15 protein-coding genes are annotated in these 16,827 nt (G+C 37.4%); 14 read left to right on the top strand and 1 reads right to left on the bottom strand.

Features of this window, described 5'->3' with window-relative positions:
- The first annotated feature begins 3 nt into the window (after positions 1–3).
- Complete coding sequence (locus tag Gferi_RS08020; protein ID WP_069975295.1) at positions 4–843, top strand: nitroreductase family protein; 840 nt, start codon at positions 4–6, stop codon at positions 841–843.
- Between the two features lie 723 nt (positions 844–1,566).
- On the opposite strand, the gene Gferi_RS08015 is transcribed toward Gferi_RS08020, so the two are convergent.
- Entirely contained in the window at positions 1,567–2,556 is a 990-nt protein-coding gene (locus tag Gferi_RS08015) for an NADP-dependent oxidoreductase (RefSeq protein WP_069975294.1), read from the bottom strand.
- A gap of 162 nt (positions 2,557–2,718) precedes the next feature.
- On the opposite strand from Gferi_RS08015, the gene Gferi_RS08010 reads away from it, so the two are divergent.
- From Gferi_RS08010 to Gferi_RS07940, 13 genes are all read left to right on the top strand, one after another.
- Complete coding sequence (locus tag Gferi_RS08010) at positions 2,719–3,267, top strand: TetR/AcrR family transcriptional regulator (RefSeq protein WP_069975292.1); 549 nt, start codon at positions 2,719–2,721, stop codon at positions 3,265–3,267.
- Positions 3,268–4,002: 735 nt separating this feature from the next.
- A complete protein-coding gene (locus tag Gferi_RS08005) occupies positions 4,003–4,860 on the top strand; it encodes a sialate O-acetylesterase (RefSeq protein WP_069975290.1) in 858 nt (285 codons plus the stop codon).
- A gap of 54 nt (positions 4,861–4,914) precedes the next feature.
- The gene (locus Gferi_RS08000; protein WP_069975289.1) at positions 4,915–5,436 is read left to right on the top strand and encodes a PadR family transcriptional regulator; all 522 of its coding nucleotides are present in this window, start codon (positions 4,915–4,917) and stop codon (positions 5,434–5,436) included.
- Between the two features lie 684 nt (positions 5,437–6,120).
- Positions 6,121–6,375, top strand: a complete 255-nt coding sequence (locus Gferi_RS07995; RefSeq protein WP_069975288.1) for a Vgb family protein — start codon at positions 6,121–6,123, stop codon at positions 6,373–6,375.
- 72 nt (positions 6,376–6,447) lie between these two features.
- Positions 6,448–7,083, top strand: coding sequence for a Vat family streptogramin A O-acetyltransferase (locus Gferi_RS07990; protein ID WP_069975286.1), 636 nt, complete (start codon positions 6,448–6,450; stop codon positions 7,081–7,083).
- A 298-nt stretch (positions 7,084–7,381) separates the two neighbouring features.
- Complete coding sequence (locus Gferi_RS07980; protein ID WP_069975281.1) at positions 7,382–7,744, top strand: BlaI/MecI/CopY family transcriptional regulator; 363 nt, start codon at positions 7,382–7,384, stop codon at positions 7,742–7,744.
- 2 nt (positions 7,745–7,746) lie between these two features.
- Positions 7,747–10,014 carry a M56 family metallopeptidase gene (locus Gferi_RS28795; protein WP_236932711.1) on the top strand — a complete coding sequence of 756 codons (2,268 nt, stop codon included), beginning with the start codon at positions 7,747–7,749 and terminating at the stop codon, positions 10,012–10,014.
- Between the two features lie 936 nt (positions 10,015–10,950).
- Complete coding sequence (locus Gferi_RS07965) at positions 10,951–11,628, top strand: response regulator transcription factor (RefSeq protein WP_069975277.1); 678 nt, start codon at positions 10,951–10,953, stop codon at positions 11,626–11,628.
- Complete coding sequence (locus Gferi_RS07960; RefSeq protein ID WP_069975272.1) at positions 11,625–12,677, top strand: sensor histidine kinase; 1,053 nt, start codon at positions 11,625–11,627, stop codon at positions 12,675–12,677. Before Gferi_RS07965 ends, Gferi_RS07960 begins: the two co-directional genes overlap by 4 nt.
- Positions 12,678–12,799: 122 nt before the next feature.
- On the top strand, positions 12,800–13,747 hold the full coding sequence (locus tag Gferi_RS07955) for an ATP-binding cassette domain-containing protein (RefSeq protein WP_069975269.1): 948 nt from the start codon (positions 12,800–12,802) through the stop codon (positions 13,745–13,747).
- Positions 13,744–14,568, top strand: a complete 825-nt coding sequence (locus Gferi_RS07950) for an ABC transporter permease (protein ID WP_069975268.1) — start codon at positions 13,744–13,746, stop codon at positions 14,566–14,568. The genes Gferi_RS07955 and Gferi_RS07950 overlap by 4 nt, the downstream gene beginning before the upstream one ends.
- Before the next feature lie 289 nt (positions 14,569–14,857).
- A complete protein-coding gene (locus Gferi_RS07945; RefSeq protein ID WP_069975266.1) occupies positions 14,858–15,454 on the top strand; it encodes a TetR/AcrR family transcriptional regulator in 597 nt (198 codons plus the stop codon).
- Positions 15,455–15,500: 46 nt separating this feature from the next.
- Positions 15,501–16,781 carry an MFS transporter gene (locus Gferi_RS07940; protein ID WP_069975264.1) on the top strand — a complete coding sequence of 427 codons (1,281 nt, stop codon included), beginning with the start codon at positions 15,501–15,503 and terminating at the stop codon, positions 16,779–16,781.
- Positions 16,782–16,827: the final 46 nt, after the last annotated feature.

The following is a 16,827-nucleotide window of genomic DNA, read 5'->3' as shown; positions in this document are numbered from 1 at the left end:
ATAATGCTTAAGAATATAGATTGGGAAAATACCATAAACAGTCGTAGATCCATTCGAAGCTTCGAAATGCGTCCTGTTGAGGAAGAAAAAATGCATATGTTGCAAAGTTTCATTGGTGGTATGAAAATGCCCTTTAGACACAATGTAACTATACGAATGTTTAAAGCTAATCCCAACAAGAAGCTTTATACTGCTTTTTCTTCACCACCTGATAATGTAGCATTTATAACAACCACTGATAACTGCTCCATAGCTACAGCTGGTTTCATCGGAGAAATTCTGATCCTATATGCCACAAGCTTAGGACTGTCTACTTGCTGGTATGGACATTATTTACTGACAGAGCTGGAACGGGTTATGCCCCATTTAGGAGCATATACTGAATTGGAAAATGCCAAATGGGGTTACGGAAAAGGCGAGGTGGAAGGTGAACGGGCTATATGTATCACACCTTTAGGATACTGGAAGCAAGAGGGTGTTAGATTGATTGATAGGATGCAGACATCATTTTTTAGCCACAAGCGTAAGCAAATCAGTGAATTAATGGAGAATGACATAAAGGAGGAGAATCTTCCGCCGGAAATATTGTATGCCCTTGATCTTGCACGTAAGGCCCCTTCTGCCGCTAATAGGCAGCACTGGCGGTTCACGGTTTCCTCTGATTTTAAAACAATTTCCATTGCAATGCCTGTTGGTTATAAACACATAAAATGGGAACATCCCAACGTTGATATTGGAATTTGCGCCAGCCACTTTTGGCTGGGACTTAAAATAAAAAATATAGATTGTAAGGTTTCTCTTAGAGAAGAACAAGGCCGAGTCGTATGGATATTCGAGATTTAAGTTCTTTTAAAAAGGAGGTATTAGGGAAGTTTATGCATGTTAGATACAAAGGATTAGTTTGTCTAGAACGATCTAGTAATGGAGGCGTAGGGGGAAAACCTAAGTGAAGGTAACAGAATCATAAATAGAAACAATAGGTTAACTTCATGATCGGTAAAGGAAAAAGCTTTGCCAATTTTGATGAGGCCATAAACGTTGTTAAGATGACAGATGGATTATTGAAAGATTACTATAAAAAGGGCGTTTAAAGATGGCAAAAATCAAATTATAAATATTGATAGATTGAACAACTAAACCCTGAAGGCTCAGGGTTTTTGTTTTTCACTGCACCATGACTAAAGCATCCCATGAATCACACCTACATGTTCAACGACAAGATACTCAAAGGACACACCAAATTGTAGAGCAATCGAATACAGGTATCCTACTCCAAAATATGGGATATTAGCAAAAGAGAATATTGGATTGATTTAGAAGGATATGTATCCAACTGTGATATAGAAAGCATTTATCTATCCTGAGACATGTTTCCAGATACGGCGAACGTGGAGATTGTGGTGTTGATAGAACATAAAACAAGTTAAGGCAATGATTTTCGACCCCGGGGGTACATAATTACTCAAAAAGGAAACAAATGCACGTAACTATCAGGATATACGCGTAAAGGTATTTAATAAAGGAAAATATGAGATCTCCTAGGGATTGGATATGCTCCCAGACCTATTACTTATTTTGAAATTTTGATACTGAAATTCGCCCCTTTTTAGATTGCTTTTTACTATAGATGTAAGCTTCTTCAATTCCTTGAGGAGATAGGGAAAAAATTTTATCTATATGAATCTGTAGTTCTTTCATTTCAATCCAACTCATGACTTTTTCAAAGTCTGAGTGGTTCGGTTTAGATTGGAAAAAGTGTGCCTCGATATTACGTTCGATCGGATAACTATTTAATCCAAAAGAAACAATTGATACATATTTCCCATTATCTTTAATAACTGTGAGGCTTTTTTTCCCAACTTCACCTAACGCACCATTATTTTTAATAATAGATGTCTCCATAACAGTATCAAGTACCAAGTCAACTTTTTCGTTGATTATATCTGCAATATCAAATTCAGTATAGTCGTATACTTCATCTGCTCCTAAAACTTTTACAAAATCATGATTATTTTTTCTTGCAGTCGTTATAACATAAGCACCATGATTTTTTGCTAATTGTATTGCCGCATGGCCGACACCTCCGGCACCACCTTGAATAAGAACTCTCTGTCCTTTTAAAAGGTTCCCGTGATCAAATAATGCTTGCTTTGCCGTTAACGTAATTGTAGGCGCAGCACCTGCAATTTCATATGATATATCTTCTGAAAACTTTGTAAGATGATCCTCATCTATTGCAACGAAATCTTGATATGCTCCTGAATGGATAGTTAATCCCATAACACGGTCATCGACTTTAAACCGGGTAACTTTTTTTCCAACAGCTTTGACGATCCCAGCAACATCACTTCCAAGAAATATTGGTAATTTCTCGGACCATTGGCCTCCAACAGAGCTTTTAAATATTTCTCCCGAACGTAAAGGTTCGTCGCCAGGATTAATTGATGAAGCCTTCACTTCAACAAGTACTTGGCTGTCACTTAAATCTGGTAAATTCACATCTATTTCTTCAAATATACCGGGGTTACCGAAAATTGTTAAACCGATTGCTTTCATAATTTATCTCCTTCTTAACATTGTTTTTTATTCAACACGTGTTGAATAATTTTATAATATCAGCTACAATTAGGTAGTTCAATAAGTAATAGTATGGGATCTGTTGAAAAATCAACAATTACGTTCAATATGTTAATTATTATGCTGAGAGGAAGTATTAAGATGGATAGACGAATTCAAAAATCTAAACAGGCAATCATGGATGCTTTTATGACACTTATTTTAGAAAAAGATTTGGAAAATATTACCATTAGTGAAATCGCAGAAAAGGCTAACGTTAATCGAGGAACAATTTACCTCCATTTTGCTGATAAGTATGATTTAAGGGACAAGTGTTTGGATAATTATTTAATACAATTAACAAAGGCGTGTATCCACGACCATACGTTAGAAAAAATAACATCTAAGTCTAGCCTGATTCGAATTTTTGAACATCTTGAAGTCAATTATAAATTTTATTCCGCAATGTTATCCAATAAGGAAAGTCCTGTCTTTAGAAAGCGTATGAAGGAAATATTTAAAGAAGGATTACTCGACGGCCTTGATTTATCTGAAGAAAAAGCCAGCAAAGAAATTTCTGTAGAATTTTTAGTATCAGCTGGTGTTGGTGTATTAGAGTGGTGGATATATAATTCGAAGCCATATCCTACACCAATAATCGTGGAGCAGCTTTGGCAACTTTTTAATAGTATAGAATGTAATAGCTTGTAAATTTGAAAAAGCGCATCCGCAAGTAAATATGAATTCTACTAAGGAATATTTTAGGAATGAATTTTCGCATTAAATTTATGTCATGCTCCTAATAGTCTTGCATATATTAGTATGTTTTTGGGATTGTTTTTCCAAATTTAATATTAATGGTAGTTTATTGGTGTTAGCATGTCTATATAGTAAGAAATTTTAAGAAAATGGCAAAAGAAATAGATGAACAATTAAAGTGATTATTGTTTATAGGTATTAATTATAATTTTAAATGACCCCCTACCCCAAAAGGGGGTTGTAGGGGGTCTAATTCTAATATTTTGCGTATTTGTATCATCCAGTTGCCAGAATGCACGCGAAGACAATTGTGCTGATAGAGAGGAAATAGGTTAGCATCAAAGGGTTAGAGAAATCGGACCTTTTTTAACCTGTGTCTTTATGTTTCCTCACACCTATAGTTTTAGGGATTTGTGACCAGTGGGTGTATAAATACACAAAACTAGCGGACATTAGGTGAGTATATAATTTGGCGCTACTTCTGAAAAATATCGTTGACAACTAGTCTAATTAGACTATATTATTTAAGTATTATTAGTCTAATTAGACTAATAATAAATTTGGTAGTTTTTTACATGTATGAAAAGCTACTGAAACAATGAATTAGATAAATATCTATTTAGTATTTTATTGAGAATTGGAAACATTTCTTCATAAATACTAAATCAAAAGGAAGGATGAAATAAAGTGCTTAAATCATTTTTAATGTTAGGGCAGTCGAATATGGCTGGAAGAGGGTTTATTCATGAAGTACCCCCGATTTATAATGAAAGAATACAAATGTTGCGTAATGGTAGATGGCAAATGATGACTGAGCCCATCAATTATGACCGTCCTGTTTCAGGAATAAGTCTGGCGGGTTCATTTGCAGATGCATGGTGTCGTCAAAATCAAGAAGATATTATTGGCTTAATTCCTTGTGCTGAAGGTGGAAGCTCACTGGATGAGTGGGCTGTAGATCAAGCACTTTTTAGACATGCAATAACTGAAGCTAAATTCGCTATGCAAAGTAGTCAGTTAACAGGAATTCTATGGCATCAAGGAGAAAGTGATAGCGTTAATGGTAACTACAAAGTATATTATAAAAAGTTACTTTTAATTATTGAGGCTCTAAGAAAGGAGTTGAATGCTCCAGATATTCCAATTATTATTGGTGGTTTAGGAGACTTTTTAGGCAAAGAATGTTTTGGAAAAAGCTGCACTGAATATAATTTCATCAATCAAGAGTTACAAAAATTTGCTTTTGAACAAGATAATTGCTACTTTGTCACAGCCTCAGGTTTAACTTCTAATCCTGATGGTATTCATATTGATGCAATTTCTCAAAGAAAATTTGGTTTACGATATTTTGAAGCCTTTTCTAATAGACAACATGTATTGAACCCGTTAAAAAATGAAAATGAATTGCTAAATTTAAATCATGCTAGAACGCATACCAAAGCAGAAAAAATATATATAAAAAGTATGGACTTTGCATTAGGAAAAATATCATATGATGAATTTGTATCTCAAGTCATGCAAATCAACAATGATTATACCTTATAATTATGAGATAATTATCAATATAATTTTGATGAAAAGCATAAAGGAGATGTTTTTTTGATACCATTACTAATTTTAGGTTTATTAAAACAAAACCCGGGTTCTTATGGATACGAATTATTAGCTTTAATGGAAGAAAGACATTATAAATATATAGTGAATTTCACTAAGGGATCATTCTATTATAATCTTCAACAATTAGAAGAAAAACAATATATTAAAAAAATTGACCAATTAGACAATTCTAGAGAGACGCATAATTATATTATCACTGAACTAGGAGATAAAGAATTTGAAAGATTGATGTACATGTATGGCTCTAAGACAGATTATATAAACTTATCTTTTTATGCAGCAATGTTATTTGCTAATGAATATAAGAGCGAGGAGCTAACAAAACTTATAGAAATACAAATCGAACAAACTGAACAGAAAATTTTTTTATTAGAACAATCTCTTCAACATAATGAAACACTCCCTATTTATTTCAAAAAAATGTTGGAAAATTCACTTTCTCATCACTTTGTAAATGTTCAATGGTTTGAAGGACTATTAAATGATATAAGAAATGAAAATTAATTTTTTTTTGCGTATTGGGTATAGCTTACGACCCCCGCCTCCTAAAAAGACCCCGGAGTATGGGTACAATAATTCTGCGTTTCAGTATCACTACTTTGCCCAGACACATGTAGAGTGTGTTAGAAGAAGTAGGCTGATATCAAACGGTTTTAAGGTTTTCAAGTGAATTTTGGAGTATGTTTTATGTTCCCTCAGACTACTAAGATTTGGGGGGTGATTTAGGGTGTCTAACTTTTACGCAGTAATACACATAGTAGAAGAAGCTAGCTATTGAATGTCGTAAATGTCTATAAAAATTAAATCTCAATGATATAATCCTTGACTTATATTATCTAAAAGTTTTATAATCTAAACGTATTTTAAAATAAATGCTTTGAGGTGATTCGTTAAAATGATCATATAATCTTATCCAGTTTTTGCAAATTGCAGTAGTATAGATAAAATGGGCATATTTAATGGTTTAGGATATGCTATTTTGTGTGAATCTAAACTACTATAAGTTTTGGATAGGTTTATAATTGTGTCATATTTCACTTGCATTTATAGAGTACTTTTATACTATTCTTGTTCTAGAATAGTTGTTTTGTGCTAACTCTATATAGGATGATACTTATAACCTTTCCGAAACTTGATAGTTCGGAAAGGTTTTTTGTTTTAATTAAAAAATGAAAGGATGATAATTGGATGAATATAAAGATAAATGAGTATAACCTTCCAATGGAGAAATCAGGACCATATGGAATTACTGTAGGCTCGGATGGAGCCATATGGTTTACAGAGTGGGGAAGTAATAAAATTGGTAGGATTACGTTATGCGGAGAAATTATAGAATATCAAATACCTACACCAGGGTCGGAGCCACATGGTCTTGTACTTGGACCAGATGGAGGAATATGGTTTGCTGAGGAGGCAGATAAAATAGGGCAGTTAATCTACTAGAAGCTATGTGGTTCTCATAAAAATAGGAACCGATAAGAAATATATTAAAAGATGAAAGAGAGGGTATATCCTATGACAGGACCAGATAAGAAAAAACTATATCCAAATGAAAACATAAAAACAGTTTGTTATATAAGTAATTTACCTAAACGCCCTAATGTAGAAATTGGAGAATATACTTATTATAGTGATAATAAAAAATCTCCTGAGAAATTTTATGATAATATAGAGCATCATTATGAATTTCTTGGAGATAAGCTAATCATAGGTAAATTTTGCGCAATAGCAGAGGGCGTAAAATTCATTATGAATGGAGCAAATCATAGGATGGAGGGCATAACAACCTACCCCTTTAATATCTTTGGAGGTGGTTGGGAAAAGGTCACTCCAACAGTAGAACAGCTGCCTTTTAAGGGAGATACAGTGATTGGTAATGATGTATGGATAGGTCAAAATGTAACCATTATGCAAGGTATTAAAATTGGAGATGGTGCGATTATTGCCGCTAACTCAACAGTAGTAAAAAGTGTTGAACCATATACAATATCTGGTGGGAATCCAGCTAAATTTATCAAAAAACGATTTGGTGATGAAAAGGTTGAATTCTTGCTAAAGCTTCAATGGTGGAACTGGGACGAAGAGGAAATATTTAATAATCTTGAAATGCTAACATCAGAGGATGGGTTAGACCATCTGATATATGATTGAACTAAAAGTTGATAAGACTTATGTAGATCCTATTTTCAGGAACTCCCCTAAAGTCGAAGGGGGTATAACACCTATTAACTGCGTATTTGTATCATATTTAAACCAAAACACACCAAGTGGCTGTTGTGTTGGTTTAAATGGGTTTATTGGAGCATATCGAGGGAAAGAAAAAACGGAAAATGAAATGGGGTTGACCATTCTTTCTTATATATTTTTATAAATACGCATTGACATAGAAGTCTATAAGATATAGACTTGCGATATAGAGTCTATATCTTATAGACCGAGGAGGTTTATCATGAAAAAATATAAACTTACTGAAAGTGAAGAAAAGTTTGCAGAATTAATTTGGAAGAACGAGCCAATTGGCTCCGGTGATCTTGTGAAGCTATGTGAAAAAGAAATGAACTGGAAAAAGTCCACAACATATACAGTATTGAAAAAGTTATGTGAAAAGGGCATTTTTCAAAATGAAAATCCTGTAGTTTCATCTCTAATTACAAAGGATGCATATTACGCCAAGCAAAGTATATATTTTGTCGAGGATACCTTTGGAGGGTCCTTGCCTAAATTTCTAACAGCTTTTATGGGAGGTAGAAAACTAAGTAAACATCAGGCTGAAGAATTGAAAAAATTGATTGATGAGCACAAGGAGGTGTAGCAATGCGTGAACTATTTCTTTCTGTTTTAAATATGAGCCTTACGGCAAGCTATGTTATTCTTTTTGTGATACTTGTCAGACTATTACTCAGCAAAGCTCCAAAAGTCATCTCTTATGCTTTATGGGTGGTGGTGGCATTTCGTCTTATAATTCCATTCTCCTTTGAAAGCATGTTTAGCCTTTTACCACGGAGTGCGAATATCGTTCCAATTCCTCATGATATCATCTATCAGCAAATTCCTCAGATTAATAGTGGGATAGAGGTAGTTGATTCATTTGTAAGCAAATCACTTCCTGCACCGACTATTGGGGCAAGTGTAAATCCATTGCAGATCTATACAGAAATAGGAGCATACATCTGGATTTTGGGGATAATGGTATTGCTTATTTATAGTGTAGTGTCTGTTTTACAACTAAAAAGACAGCTTAAAAGTGCACAGTTAATAGAGCAGAATATTTTCGAAGCTAAGAATTTGAAAACACCTTTTGTCCTTGGATTAATAAGACCGAAGATATATTTACCTCTTGGACTCAACGTTGAAGAAAGAGGTTATATATTACTGCATGAACAAACCCATATCCATCGAAAAGACCATATTACTAAGGTGTTAGCTTTCTTAATATTGTCCATACACTGGTTTAATCCCCTTGTGTGGATTGCATTTATGTTGATGAGTACGGATATGGAGCTTTCTTGTGACGAAAGAGTATTGAAAGAAATGAATGAAGATATTAAAAAGCCTTATGCCAGTTCCTTATTGTCGCTTGCTACCGGAAGGCATATTTTAAATGGAAGTCCACTTGCCTTTGGCGAGGGCAATGTAAAAGGGAGAATTAAAAACGTGCTGAATTATAGGAAGCCTCGATTTTGGGTAGTTGTGGCTACAGTAATTTCGGTTGTAGCAGTCAGTATAGGACTTGTAGCCAACCCGATAAATACTGCAGTACTCTCCGATGTTGTGGGATTTACATTAAAACCTCTTGACCGTGCTGCCTATGGAACGCTAATTTCCGAAAATAAGCATATGGATTTTAATGAGGCAAAAGCAGAGGAAATTGCCGATTATTTAAGAGAACTTAAGGTAAACAAATCCGCAGTTTCCCAAAGCCGTGACCTTGACAGGGACAATACCAATCAAATCCACTTTGTTTTTAGAGGGTTTTATAATGGGGATATGGGGAATATATATTTTAACTTTAGCAAGAATTTTTCAGAAGTTTGGGTGAATAATGACGTAAAACCCAGTCTTTCCTATACTGTTAAGAAGCCAGGTGAGGTCAAAGCTTTCTTTGAGCGGCAGTTTGGAAGTGTCACTGCAGCAATGGAGGTTGGTTCTGCCGAGGAACTATGGAAAGCTCGTACAAAATATATTGGCGATAATTCCGCAGTCGGTAAGCTGATTGGTTTATTGCCTGTGCCGGTAGATGTGCAGTATGACCACTTCAAGTTACACACAAGTGAACAGCTTTATGATATTGAAATTGTCTATTCGGTTTCTTCTGAAGTGCTTAAGCAGTATGATACGGAAGAAGCTGTCAAATCCAATCCCTTCCGCAAAAATGCACTCATTCTACTTGCACTGGTTGATAATGCAAACGGCGTTCGTACAGTACTTACAGATGGTAAGCGTGAAGTAGGTTTTATCAATGCTCGTAAATGGGCAGAAGAAACAGTTGGCCGTGATGTTCGGGATTATGCCGAAAGTCCCGAAAAGCTGCAAGCGTTAATTGAGATGTCCCTTAAGACCTTTATATCTGCAAAACTTGAACCTACTGCCCCGGAATTGTCCTTAGAGCAAAGCCTAGGTGTCAGTATGCCAGAACTCGACTACGCTTCGGATGATATTGTAATATTCCACGGTTATTTTGGATTATTTGTATATGATTTCAATAGGCTTGAAATTATTCGCAGCATAGACTTGAAACCTCTGAATTGTCATCAAACACAAGGAAGCAATGCTTGCGATGTTTTGGTCAGTGTGGATGGGAACACTGTGTATTTACACTCCATAGAAAGCGAAAATATGTATGTATATACAGTTTCAAGTCATACTTTGCAAGAAGCACCCTATCAGCGGATGGAGGAGCGTTTTAGCAGTGTTCCGACAGACAATGTGATTGATTCTACAAAGATGGGCAGCTACAGCTATAATGCAGCCAGGTTTGATACGGGTGAATATGGGTATTTATATACTTCCGACTGGACACTGGGTACACTTTCATATGTACGTGGTGATAGGATCTATCCACTTTTTGATAGAAAGGAATAATTAATTTTAATCGATAGATTCCCTCAAACGTAAGGGGCAAAAATCAGCTAAAGACATCAATGCTGTCTTCACGAGCCATGTGGAAGCGATAATTCTGATGACGAGATCTGGTTTTGAGGGCGAAAAGTAGATTTTGACCACAAGATGTTGTGGTTTTTGCTCATTTTATAGATGACATGGAGGATTTAGCAGCACCATGGGATTCTTAGTCTTAACAGTTAGGGTGATACTCGTGGCTTGAAAGATGTAGCGCTCCTTTGATAAAAAGATATTCTTATGGTATCTGTTATACATGTACCAAAAGAAAATAAATGAGGGGCGTTCTCTATGGATGAAATGAATATTGAGCTTTTTAAAAAACTCTCAAGAATGCAATGGCTGGTAATACGCGATTTATCTGGCCCAACCTGCTATTCCTATTCTTTTTATCGCTACTGCCTATTTTCACAAAATGGGTGGGTAATAACTTCGGTGAAGTGGTTTCCGCGGTTGGATATATGGTTTTATTTTTACTAGTTAATCTGAGCAACCAATTTATGTTTAGTTCCTTAATGGAAAATAAAGATGAATTGAATAGGAATAATGACACAAGGGACTCCTGGTTTCGGTTAGGTGTTTGGTTCGTTCTAATACTAGGGGCTATTGTTTTACCATTCTTTTCATCGAGTGTGGCAAGTATTATCATGATTAGACTCCCACTTGTCATTTCTTTTAGTAACCTTTGGTTTGAACATGATAATCGCCGTCCAACCAGAAAACAAAAACAGCGACGTATTTAAACGCCTGACGAATCTTTTGTAATGTCATTAAGACAGATGGAAAAATATGTGCATCCATGGCAAAACCATTCTTAGTTCACAAAAATAAAAGAAATTCTTAGCTGCGTTTAATCTCTGTTTACATTAGTATGTTATAATTCAATACAGGTGATGAAAAATGAGTAAGATTATGATTGTTGACGACGATTCGAACATCCGTGAGCTTGTGCTTGCCCTGCTTCAAAACAATGGCTTTGAAGTATGCGAGGCGGCAGACGGACGTGAAGCATTGCAAAACATTAACGTTGATAACCCTGATCTGGCGATTATCGACATCATGATGCCGAACATGGACGGCTTTGAGCTCTGCCGTCATTTGCGTCGTTATTATGAAAATATGCCGGTTCTAATGCTGACAGCCAAAGGTGAGCTCGCAAACAAGGTGAAAGGCTTTGGACTTGGCGCCGACGATTATCTGACCAAGCCTTTTGAAGGCGATGAGCTGGTTGTCCGCGTTCAGGCGCTGCTGCGGCGTTATAAAATTGAGGCATCTCAGGTTATTCAGATCGGCAATGTTGTGATCGACAAAAATAGATATAGCGTCACGATAAATGGGTTACGTGAAGATATTCCGATGAAGGAGTTTGAACTGCTCTTCAAGCTGGCGAGCTTTCCCAACAAAACATTTTCCCGCAACCGGTTGATTGAGGACATATGGGGCGCTGATTTTGAGGGAAATGAAAGAACGCTGGACGTCCATATAAACCGCCTACGCGACCGTTTCCCAGAGGGGCAGACTGGCTTTAAAATTACCACCATCCGGGGGCTTGGATATAGGCTGGAGGTGCTTATATGAAACAGCCTAAACGACATCCTATTGCAATTACAGTGATTTTACTTTTTGTTGCTTTTGGATTCTTTTTTGCTGTAGGGTATAGCATTACGTCCATGATCTACCACTGGACCGGCACTCCCCCAGAATTTTGGGCTCATGTTATTTCCGGTCTCGTTGGGATGATTTTAATCGTATGTGTGGCATCCATTTCCAGGTTGATCGCTAGCAGGTATTCAAAAGGTATGCGGCAGCATCATGTCCTGCAGAGTCAAATACTAAATGCCATGACAAGAATCGCCCAAGGTGATTTCGACGTCTTTATCGATGCCCATGATGATTACCTCCACAACGATATGGTGGATGGAATCAATAAAATAGCGAAGGAGCTTGGCTCCATGGAACAGCTGCGTCAGGATTTTATTTCCAATGTATCCCACGAGATCCAATCACCGCTGACTTCCATCAGCGGATTTGCAGCATTATTAAAAAACACAGCACTTACAGATGAACAGAAAAATCACTATTTAGGTATCATTGAAGCCGAAAGCAAGCGGCTTTCCGCCTTAAGTGACAATCTTTTGAAACTATCGGCGCTTGAAACTGGCGGAGAACCTTTATCCTCTATGGAATTCAGGCTAGACAAGCAGTTGGAGGAAGTCGTCCTGATGCTGGAGCCGCAATGGAACGTCAAAGGAATTGAGTTGGAAGTTGACCTAGAAAGGGTAACTGCCCAGGGTGACGAGGGGATGCTGTCCCAGGTTTGGGTGAATCTACTTCATAATGCCATAAAATTCACGCCGGAGGGTGGCGTGATCCGAGTTATTTTAAAGTCCGATCAAGTAAATATATGCTGTCGGATTACCGATACGGGTATCGGCATTGCGCCGGAAGACCAGATCCATATATTTGAACGCTTTTATAAAGTGGATAAATCCCGTGACAGGGCTCACGGCGGTAATGGGCTTGGGCTTTCCCTCGCTAAGAAAATTGTTGAATTGCATGAAGGTCAGATTACTATGCAAAGCGAAATCGGTAAAGGTACAACATTTACGATTACTTTGCCAAAGTGATATTCCATTAAGTAACACTAAAATTTTATTTCGCGTTTACATTGTGTTTAAGTTCCATTTAACCTCAGTTTAAATTGCTTTGATAAACTAATTTTAAAGTAATGAAACAGGAGGTTATTTTTATGTCGATGATTCAAGTAGAAGAACTGATAAAACAATATGACAAAGCAAAAACACCTGCCGTCAAAGGCGTGAGTTTTGCAGTGAATGAAGGAGAGTTTTTTGCTTTCCTCGGCCCCAATGGAGCAGGAAAAACCACAACGATTTCGATACTAACCACGACGCTGGCCAAAACTTCTGGCATCGTAACGATCGCGGGCTATGACGTCGAGAAGGAAGCTGAACAAGTGCGAGAAAAAGTAGGCATTATCTTCCAGAAGCCTAGCCTCGATCTACAGCTTTCGGCGGAAGAAAATATCCGTTTTCATGCCTGCTTGTATGGGATGTATAGTTACCGTCCGACTTTCAGTTTCATGCCCAAGGAATATAAAAACCGTGTCATGGAACTTGCCGAGATTGTTGGTATCGGGGATGCCATATTTAAACCCGTCAAAAAGATGTCGGGCGGCATGCAGCGTAAGCTTGAGATTATTCGCAGTCTGATGCACACGCCGGCTGTTTTGTTTCTTGACGAACCGACGCAGGGGCTGGACGCGGTGAGTCGTAGGAGCCTATGGGAATACATTAACAATGTCCGCAAAGAACACGGAACAACGGTATTCTTGACCACGCACTATATCGACGAAGCTGAGAATGTGGACAAGGTATGCATTATCAATCAAGGGCAGGTTGCCAGATGCTGCCCGCCGGAAGAGATGAAGAAAAGTCTGATGCGTAAGGAAATAATTCTAGATGCTGAAGACCAGATGGGCTTGGCGAGCGAACTATCGGAGCTGGGATTGTTCCATAAAAAGGATGATGTGCATATCATCGTTCCTTATCAGGACAGTACGGCGCAGGAAATTATATCTAGGCTAAAAACCAAACTGACAGTACTGGAAATTAAAGAACCTTCGCTGGAGGATGCATATGTGGAATACCTTAACAAGACAGGAGGCACAGCAGCATGAATGAAATTGCATTAACTAAAGAAAAAGGAAAATCAAGAATAGGGCGCGAAATCAACGCTATTATCACGATTGCTCTGCGGGACATAACCCTTTCGGTCCGGTCGCCCGGAACAATAATAATGAGCCTTGCCATGCCGCTTGTTATGATGGGAATGCTGGGAGGCAGCCTCTTACAGAATATGGCGGGAGGGCTCGGTTTCGATTACAGTAAATATATGATGGTCGGCATGATGGTCAATATGCTCTTTATGGTTACAACCACGGGAATGGTATCGTTGGTTGAAGACCGTACCACGGATTTTACCCAGGAGATGTTGATTTCTCCGATTTCACGCTATGCGATTGTAATCGGTAAGATTTTCGGTTCATCCTTTAGCGCCATTGTCAGTATGGCAGGTACATTAATAGTTGGAATCATCATGGGTATCACCCTGAGTCCCGGACAGCTGCTGATGATTCTCCTATTGTCGCCACTCATGTGCCTTTCCGGGGGTGCTCTGGCCATGATCATCATCGGGCTTGTCAAAAGCAACAAGACTGCCAATATTGCCGTGATGCTTATTACCATGCCGCAGATGTTTCTTTCCGGAGCGCTTATTCCAATCAACAACTCTAGCGGCATTTTGTATGTATTAAGCCACGCCATGCCGATGACATACTGCCTTGACCTAGTCAGAGCAGTGGTCTATGCCGGTACGGCGGAATACGGAAGCGTTGTACTGTTCAATCCGGTGGTGAACTTTATTGCCATTGCCACGCTGACGGTGATTTGTTTAATCATCGGTACTTTTCTTTTCACGCGCTCTGAAAAAAGCAGGTAATACAAAGAGCGGAAAAGCCGCCAAGGAGCCACCCAGGTTCAGGCGGTATCTTTCCACGTGGAGTGTGTTGCACTGATAGAGTGGGTTTAGCGTGTTTCATATGTTCCCTCAGACTTATATGGTTTGGGAGAACTTTTCTTTAAGGGGGGCATGCTTTTACGCAGAACTAGGGGTATTTGCGCAATTGCTTATTTCTGATTGACAGGATAATAAGATTTTGCTACAATAAAAACAAATTAACAAATTGTTTTTATGTTTATAAAAAATACTCATTTGAGGTGAAAATATTATGCCGAAATTTACAGAAATAGAAAAAGAAAGAATTAAGGTAGAAATGATGCAGGCTGCACATAAGAATTTTATCGCAAAGGGGTTGAAAAATACATCTATTGAAGATATAACTTCCTCTGTATCGATAGCAAAGAGTAGTTTTTATATTTTCTTTGAATCAAAAGAGATGCTTTATCTCGAACTATTAGCCCTTGAAGGGCAAGAAATTGAAAAAAAGGTTTGGCCTAAGGTGGAGCAAGCAAAGGATGTACGTGATGCAATTAAGGTATACCTATTTGCAATGGCTTCTGAGTTGGAATCAAATATTTTAACACGAAGATTAATCACTGACATAGAAGAATACAAAATGGTAGCTAGAAAGTTAAATTACCAATATGTAGCAACAAAGACCCTAAGAAGTATTGTTCCCCTTATGGAATTTATCACAAAAAATAAGGAGTCAAAGAAATTAATCAATGAAGATGTTGAGGTTATTGCTGGTGTTATTCGATCAACTTTAGCAATGATTATTCATAAAAAGGATGTTGGTGAAGATATTTATCCCAAAGTGCAAGAAATTCTTTTTAATGCGATAGCGAATGAACTTACAACATAATCCTCAAAAGATGTTTTAAGAGAAGTTGAAATTAGGTGATAGGTCAATGAAGTCTGAAAAGAAAATGATAAATAAAGATTTTATGTTGTATTTGATTGGTAGGATGGTATCCGATACAGGATCTACCATCCAGATGATGATTATGCCCCTATATATTATTGATATTGGCGGGACTGCTGCTACGATAGGAATTTTTTCATTTCTGTCATTTTTACCTACCCTTATCATTTATCCCTTTGCAGGGGTGCTAGGGGATAGGCTGAATAGAAAAACGATTATGGTAGTAACAGATTTGATTAGTGCAGGGGTAATCATGATATTAGCTATACTGGCTTATTGGGATATGTTAAGTATAGGAATTCTTTTAGTGGCGCAGGTAATCATTATTCTGATGAATGGGCTATTTGAACCTGCAACGAGAGGGATGCTGCCGCAACTTGTGGATCAAGGAGAAGCTACACGTAGCAATGCCATGGTATCCTCTATGAGAACTGCATCGATTATGGTAGGTCCAGTGATGGGTGCAGCCCTATATGCAAAGTTTGGCATAGTAATGGTATTTATAGTGAATGGGGTTTCCTTCTTGCTATCAGCAGTCAGTGAAATGATGATTGCGTACAAGTTTACAAAGGTAAAATCAAGATCAGGCATCATAGGGATTTTTCAAGACCTATCAGAGGGTGTAGAATTTATTCGATCAAACAGAACAATAGGTTTGCTCTGTTTATTTTATTTAGCAAATTATATGATGCTCCAACCAATTTTCAGTGTTATTTTACCTTTACTATTTAAAATGAGCTTGAAATTTTCCGATATTCGGTACGGTTATGTACAGATGATTGTAATTTTGGGAGGGCTGGTCGGAAGTATTTTCGTTGGAGTATTATTCGGAAAGGATGGAGAATTAAGAAAACCACTGGTGTGGGGAACTGGGTTTGTATCTGCTGCAATGATGCTTTTCACAGCATTGATATTGCCTGGCAGCATATCTTTGTTAGGAAAAGATACCTTTTTATTCTTTGTTTCATTAGCAGGAGCACTATGTTTGTTAAGTATATCCAGCGCATTTATCATTATTCCAATACAGGCACATATTCAAAAGGAGACACCCATCCAATATATGTCTAGAGTATTTTCTATGATGGGTTTGCTGTCACGAGGGGGTATTCCCCTAGGAGCTTTGATTTATGGATTTACCCTAGAGCGAATTGCATTGCACAATACGATGTTTTCCGCAGTCTTATTAATGATTGCAACATTCACAGGGATTATAATTTTGCTATTAAGGAAAACGGAAGATTTAAAAGAGTCCAATGAGAGCATGTGAGGTAAAAAGGAGATTTTTAATTTGAAAATAATAATGCTTAGGAGTG

It is taken from the genome of Geosporobacter ferrireducens (genome assembly GCF_001750685.1).
GTDB lineage: Bacteria > Bacillota > Clostridia > Peptostreptococcales > Thermotaleaceae > Geosporobacter > Geosporobacter ferrireducens.
This window is presented reverse-complemented; position numbering and strand designations above follow the sequence as displayed.

Bases quoted from the DNA above. Each gene is read 5' to 3' on its own strand.
- Gferi_RS08020 (WP_069975295.1), top strand. From the start codon at position 4: ATGCTTAAGAATATAGATTGGGAAAATACCATAAACAGTCGTAGATCC.
- Gferi_RS08015 (WP_069975294.1), bottom strand. From the start codon at position 2,556: ATGAAAGCAATCGGTTTAACAATTTTCGGTAACCCCGGTATATTTGAA.
- Gferi_RS08010 (WP_069975292.1), top strand. From the start codon at position 2,719: ATGGATAGACGAATTCAAAAATCTAAACAGGCAATCATGGATGCTTTT.
- Gferi_RS07995 (WP_069975288.1), top strand. From the start codon at position 6,121: ATGAATATAAAGATAAATGAGTATAACCTTCCAATGGAGAAATCAGGA.
- Gferi_RS07990 (WP_069975286.1), top strand. From the start codon at position 6,448: ATGACAGGACCAGATAAGAAAAAACTATATCCAAATGAAAACATAAAA.
- Gferi_RS07980 (WP_069975281.1), top strand. From the start codon at position 7,382: ATGAAAAAATATAAACTTACTGAAAGTGAAGAAAAGTTTGCAGAATTA.
- Gferi_RS28795 (WP_236932711.1), top strand. From the start codon at position 7,747: ATGCGTGAACTATTTCTTTCTGTTTTAAATATGAGCCTTACGGCAAGC.
- Gferi_RS07965 (WP_069975277.1), top strand. From the start codon at position 10,951: ATGAGTAAGATTATGATTGTTGACGACGATTCGAACATCCGTGAGCTT.
- Gferi_RS07960 (WP_069975272.1), top strand. From the start codon at position 11,625: ATGAAACAGCCTAAACGACATCCTATTGCAATTACAGTGATTTTACTT.
- Gferi_RS07955 (WP_069975269.1), top strand. From the start codon at position 12,800: ATGTCGATGATTCAAGTAGAAGAACTGATAAAACAATATGACAAAGCA.
- Gferi_RS07950 (WP_069975268.1), top strand. From the start codon at position 13,744: ATGAATGAAATTGCATTAACTAAAGAAAAAGGAAAATCAAGAATAGGG.
- Gferi_RS07945 (WP_069975266.1), top strand. From the start codon at position 14,858: ATGCCGAAATTTACAGAAATAGAAAAAGAAAGAATTAAGGTAGAAATG.
- Gferi_RS07940 (WP_069975264.1), top strand. From the start codon at position 15,501: ATGAAGTCTGAAAAGAAAATGATAAATAAAGATTTTATGTTGTATTTG.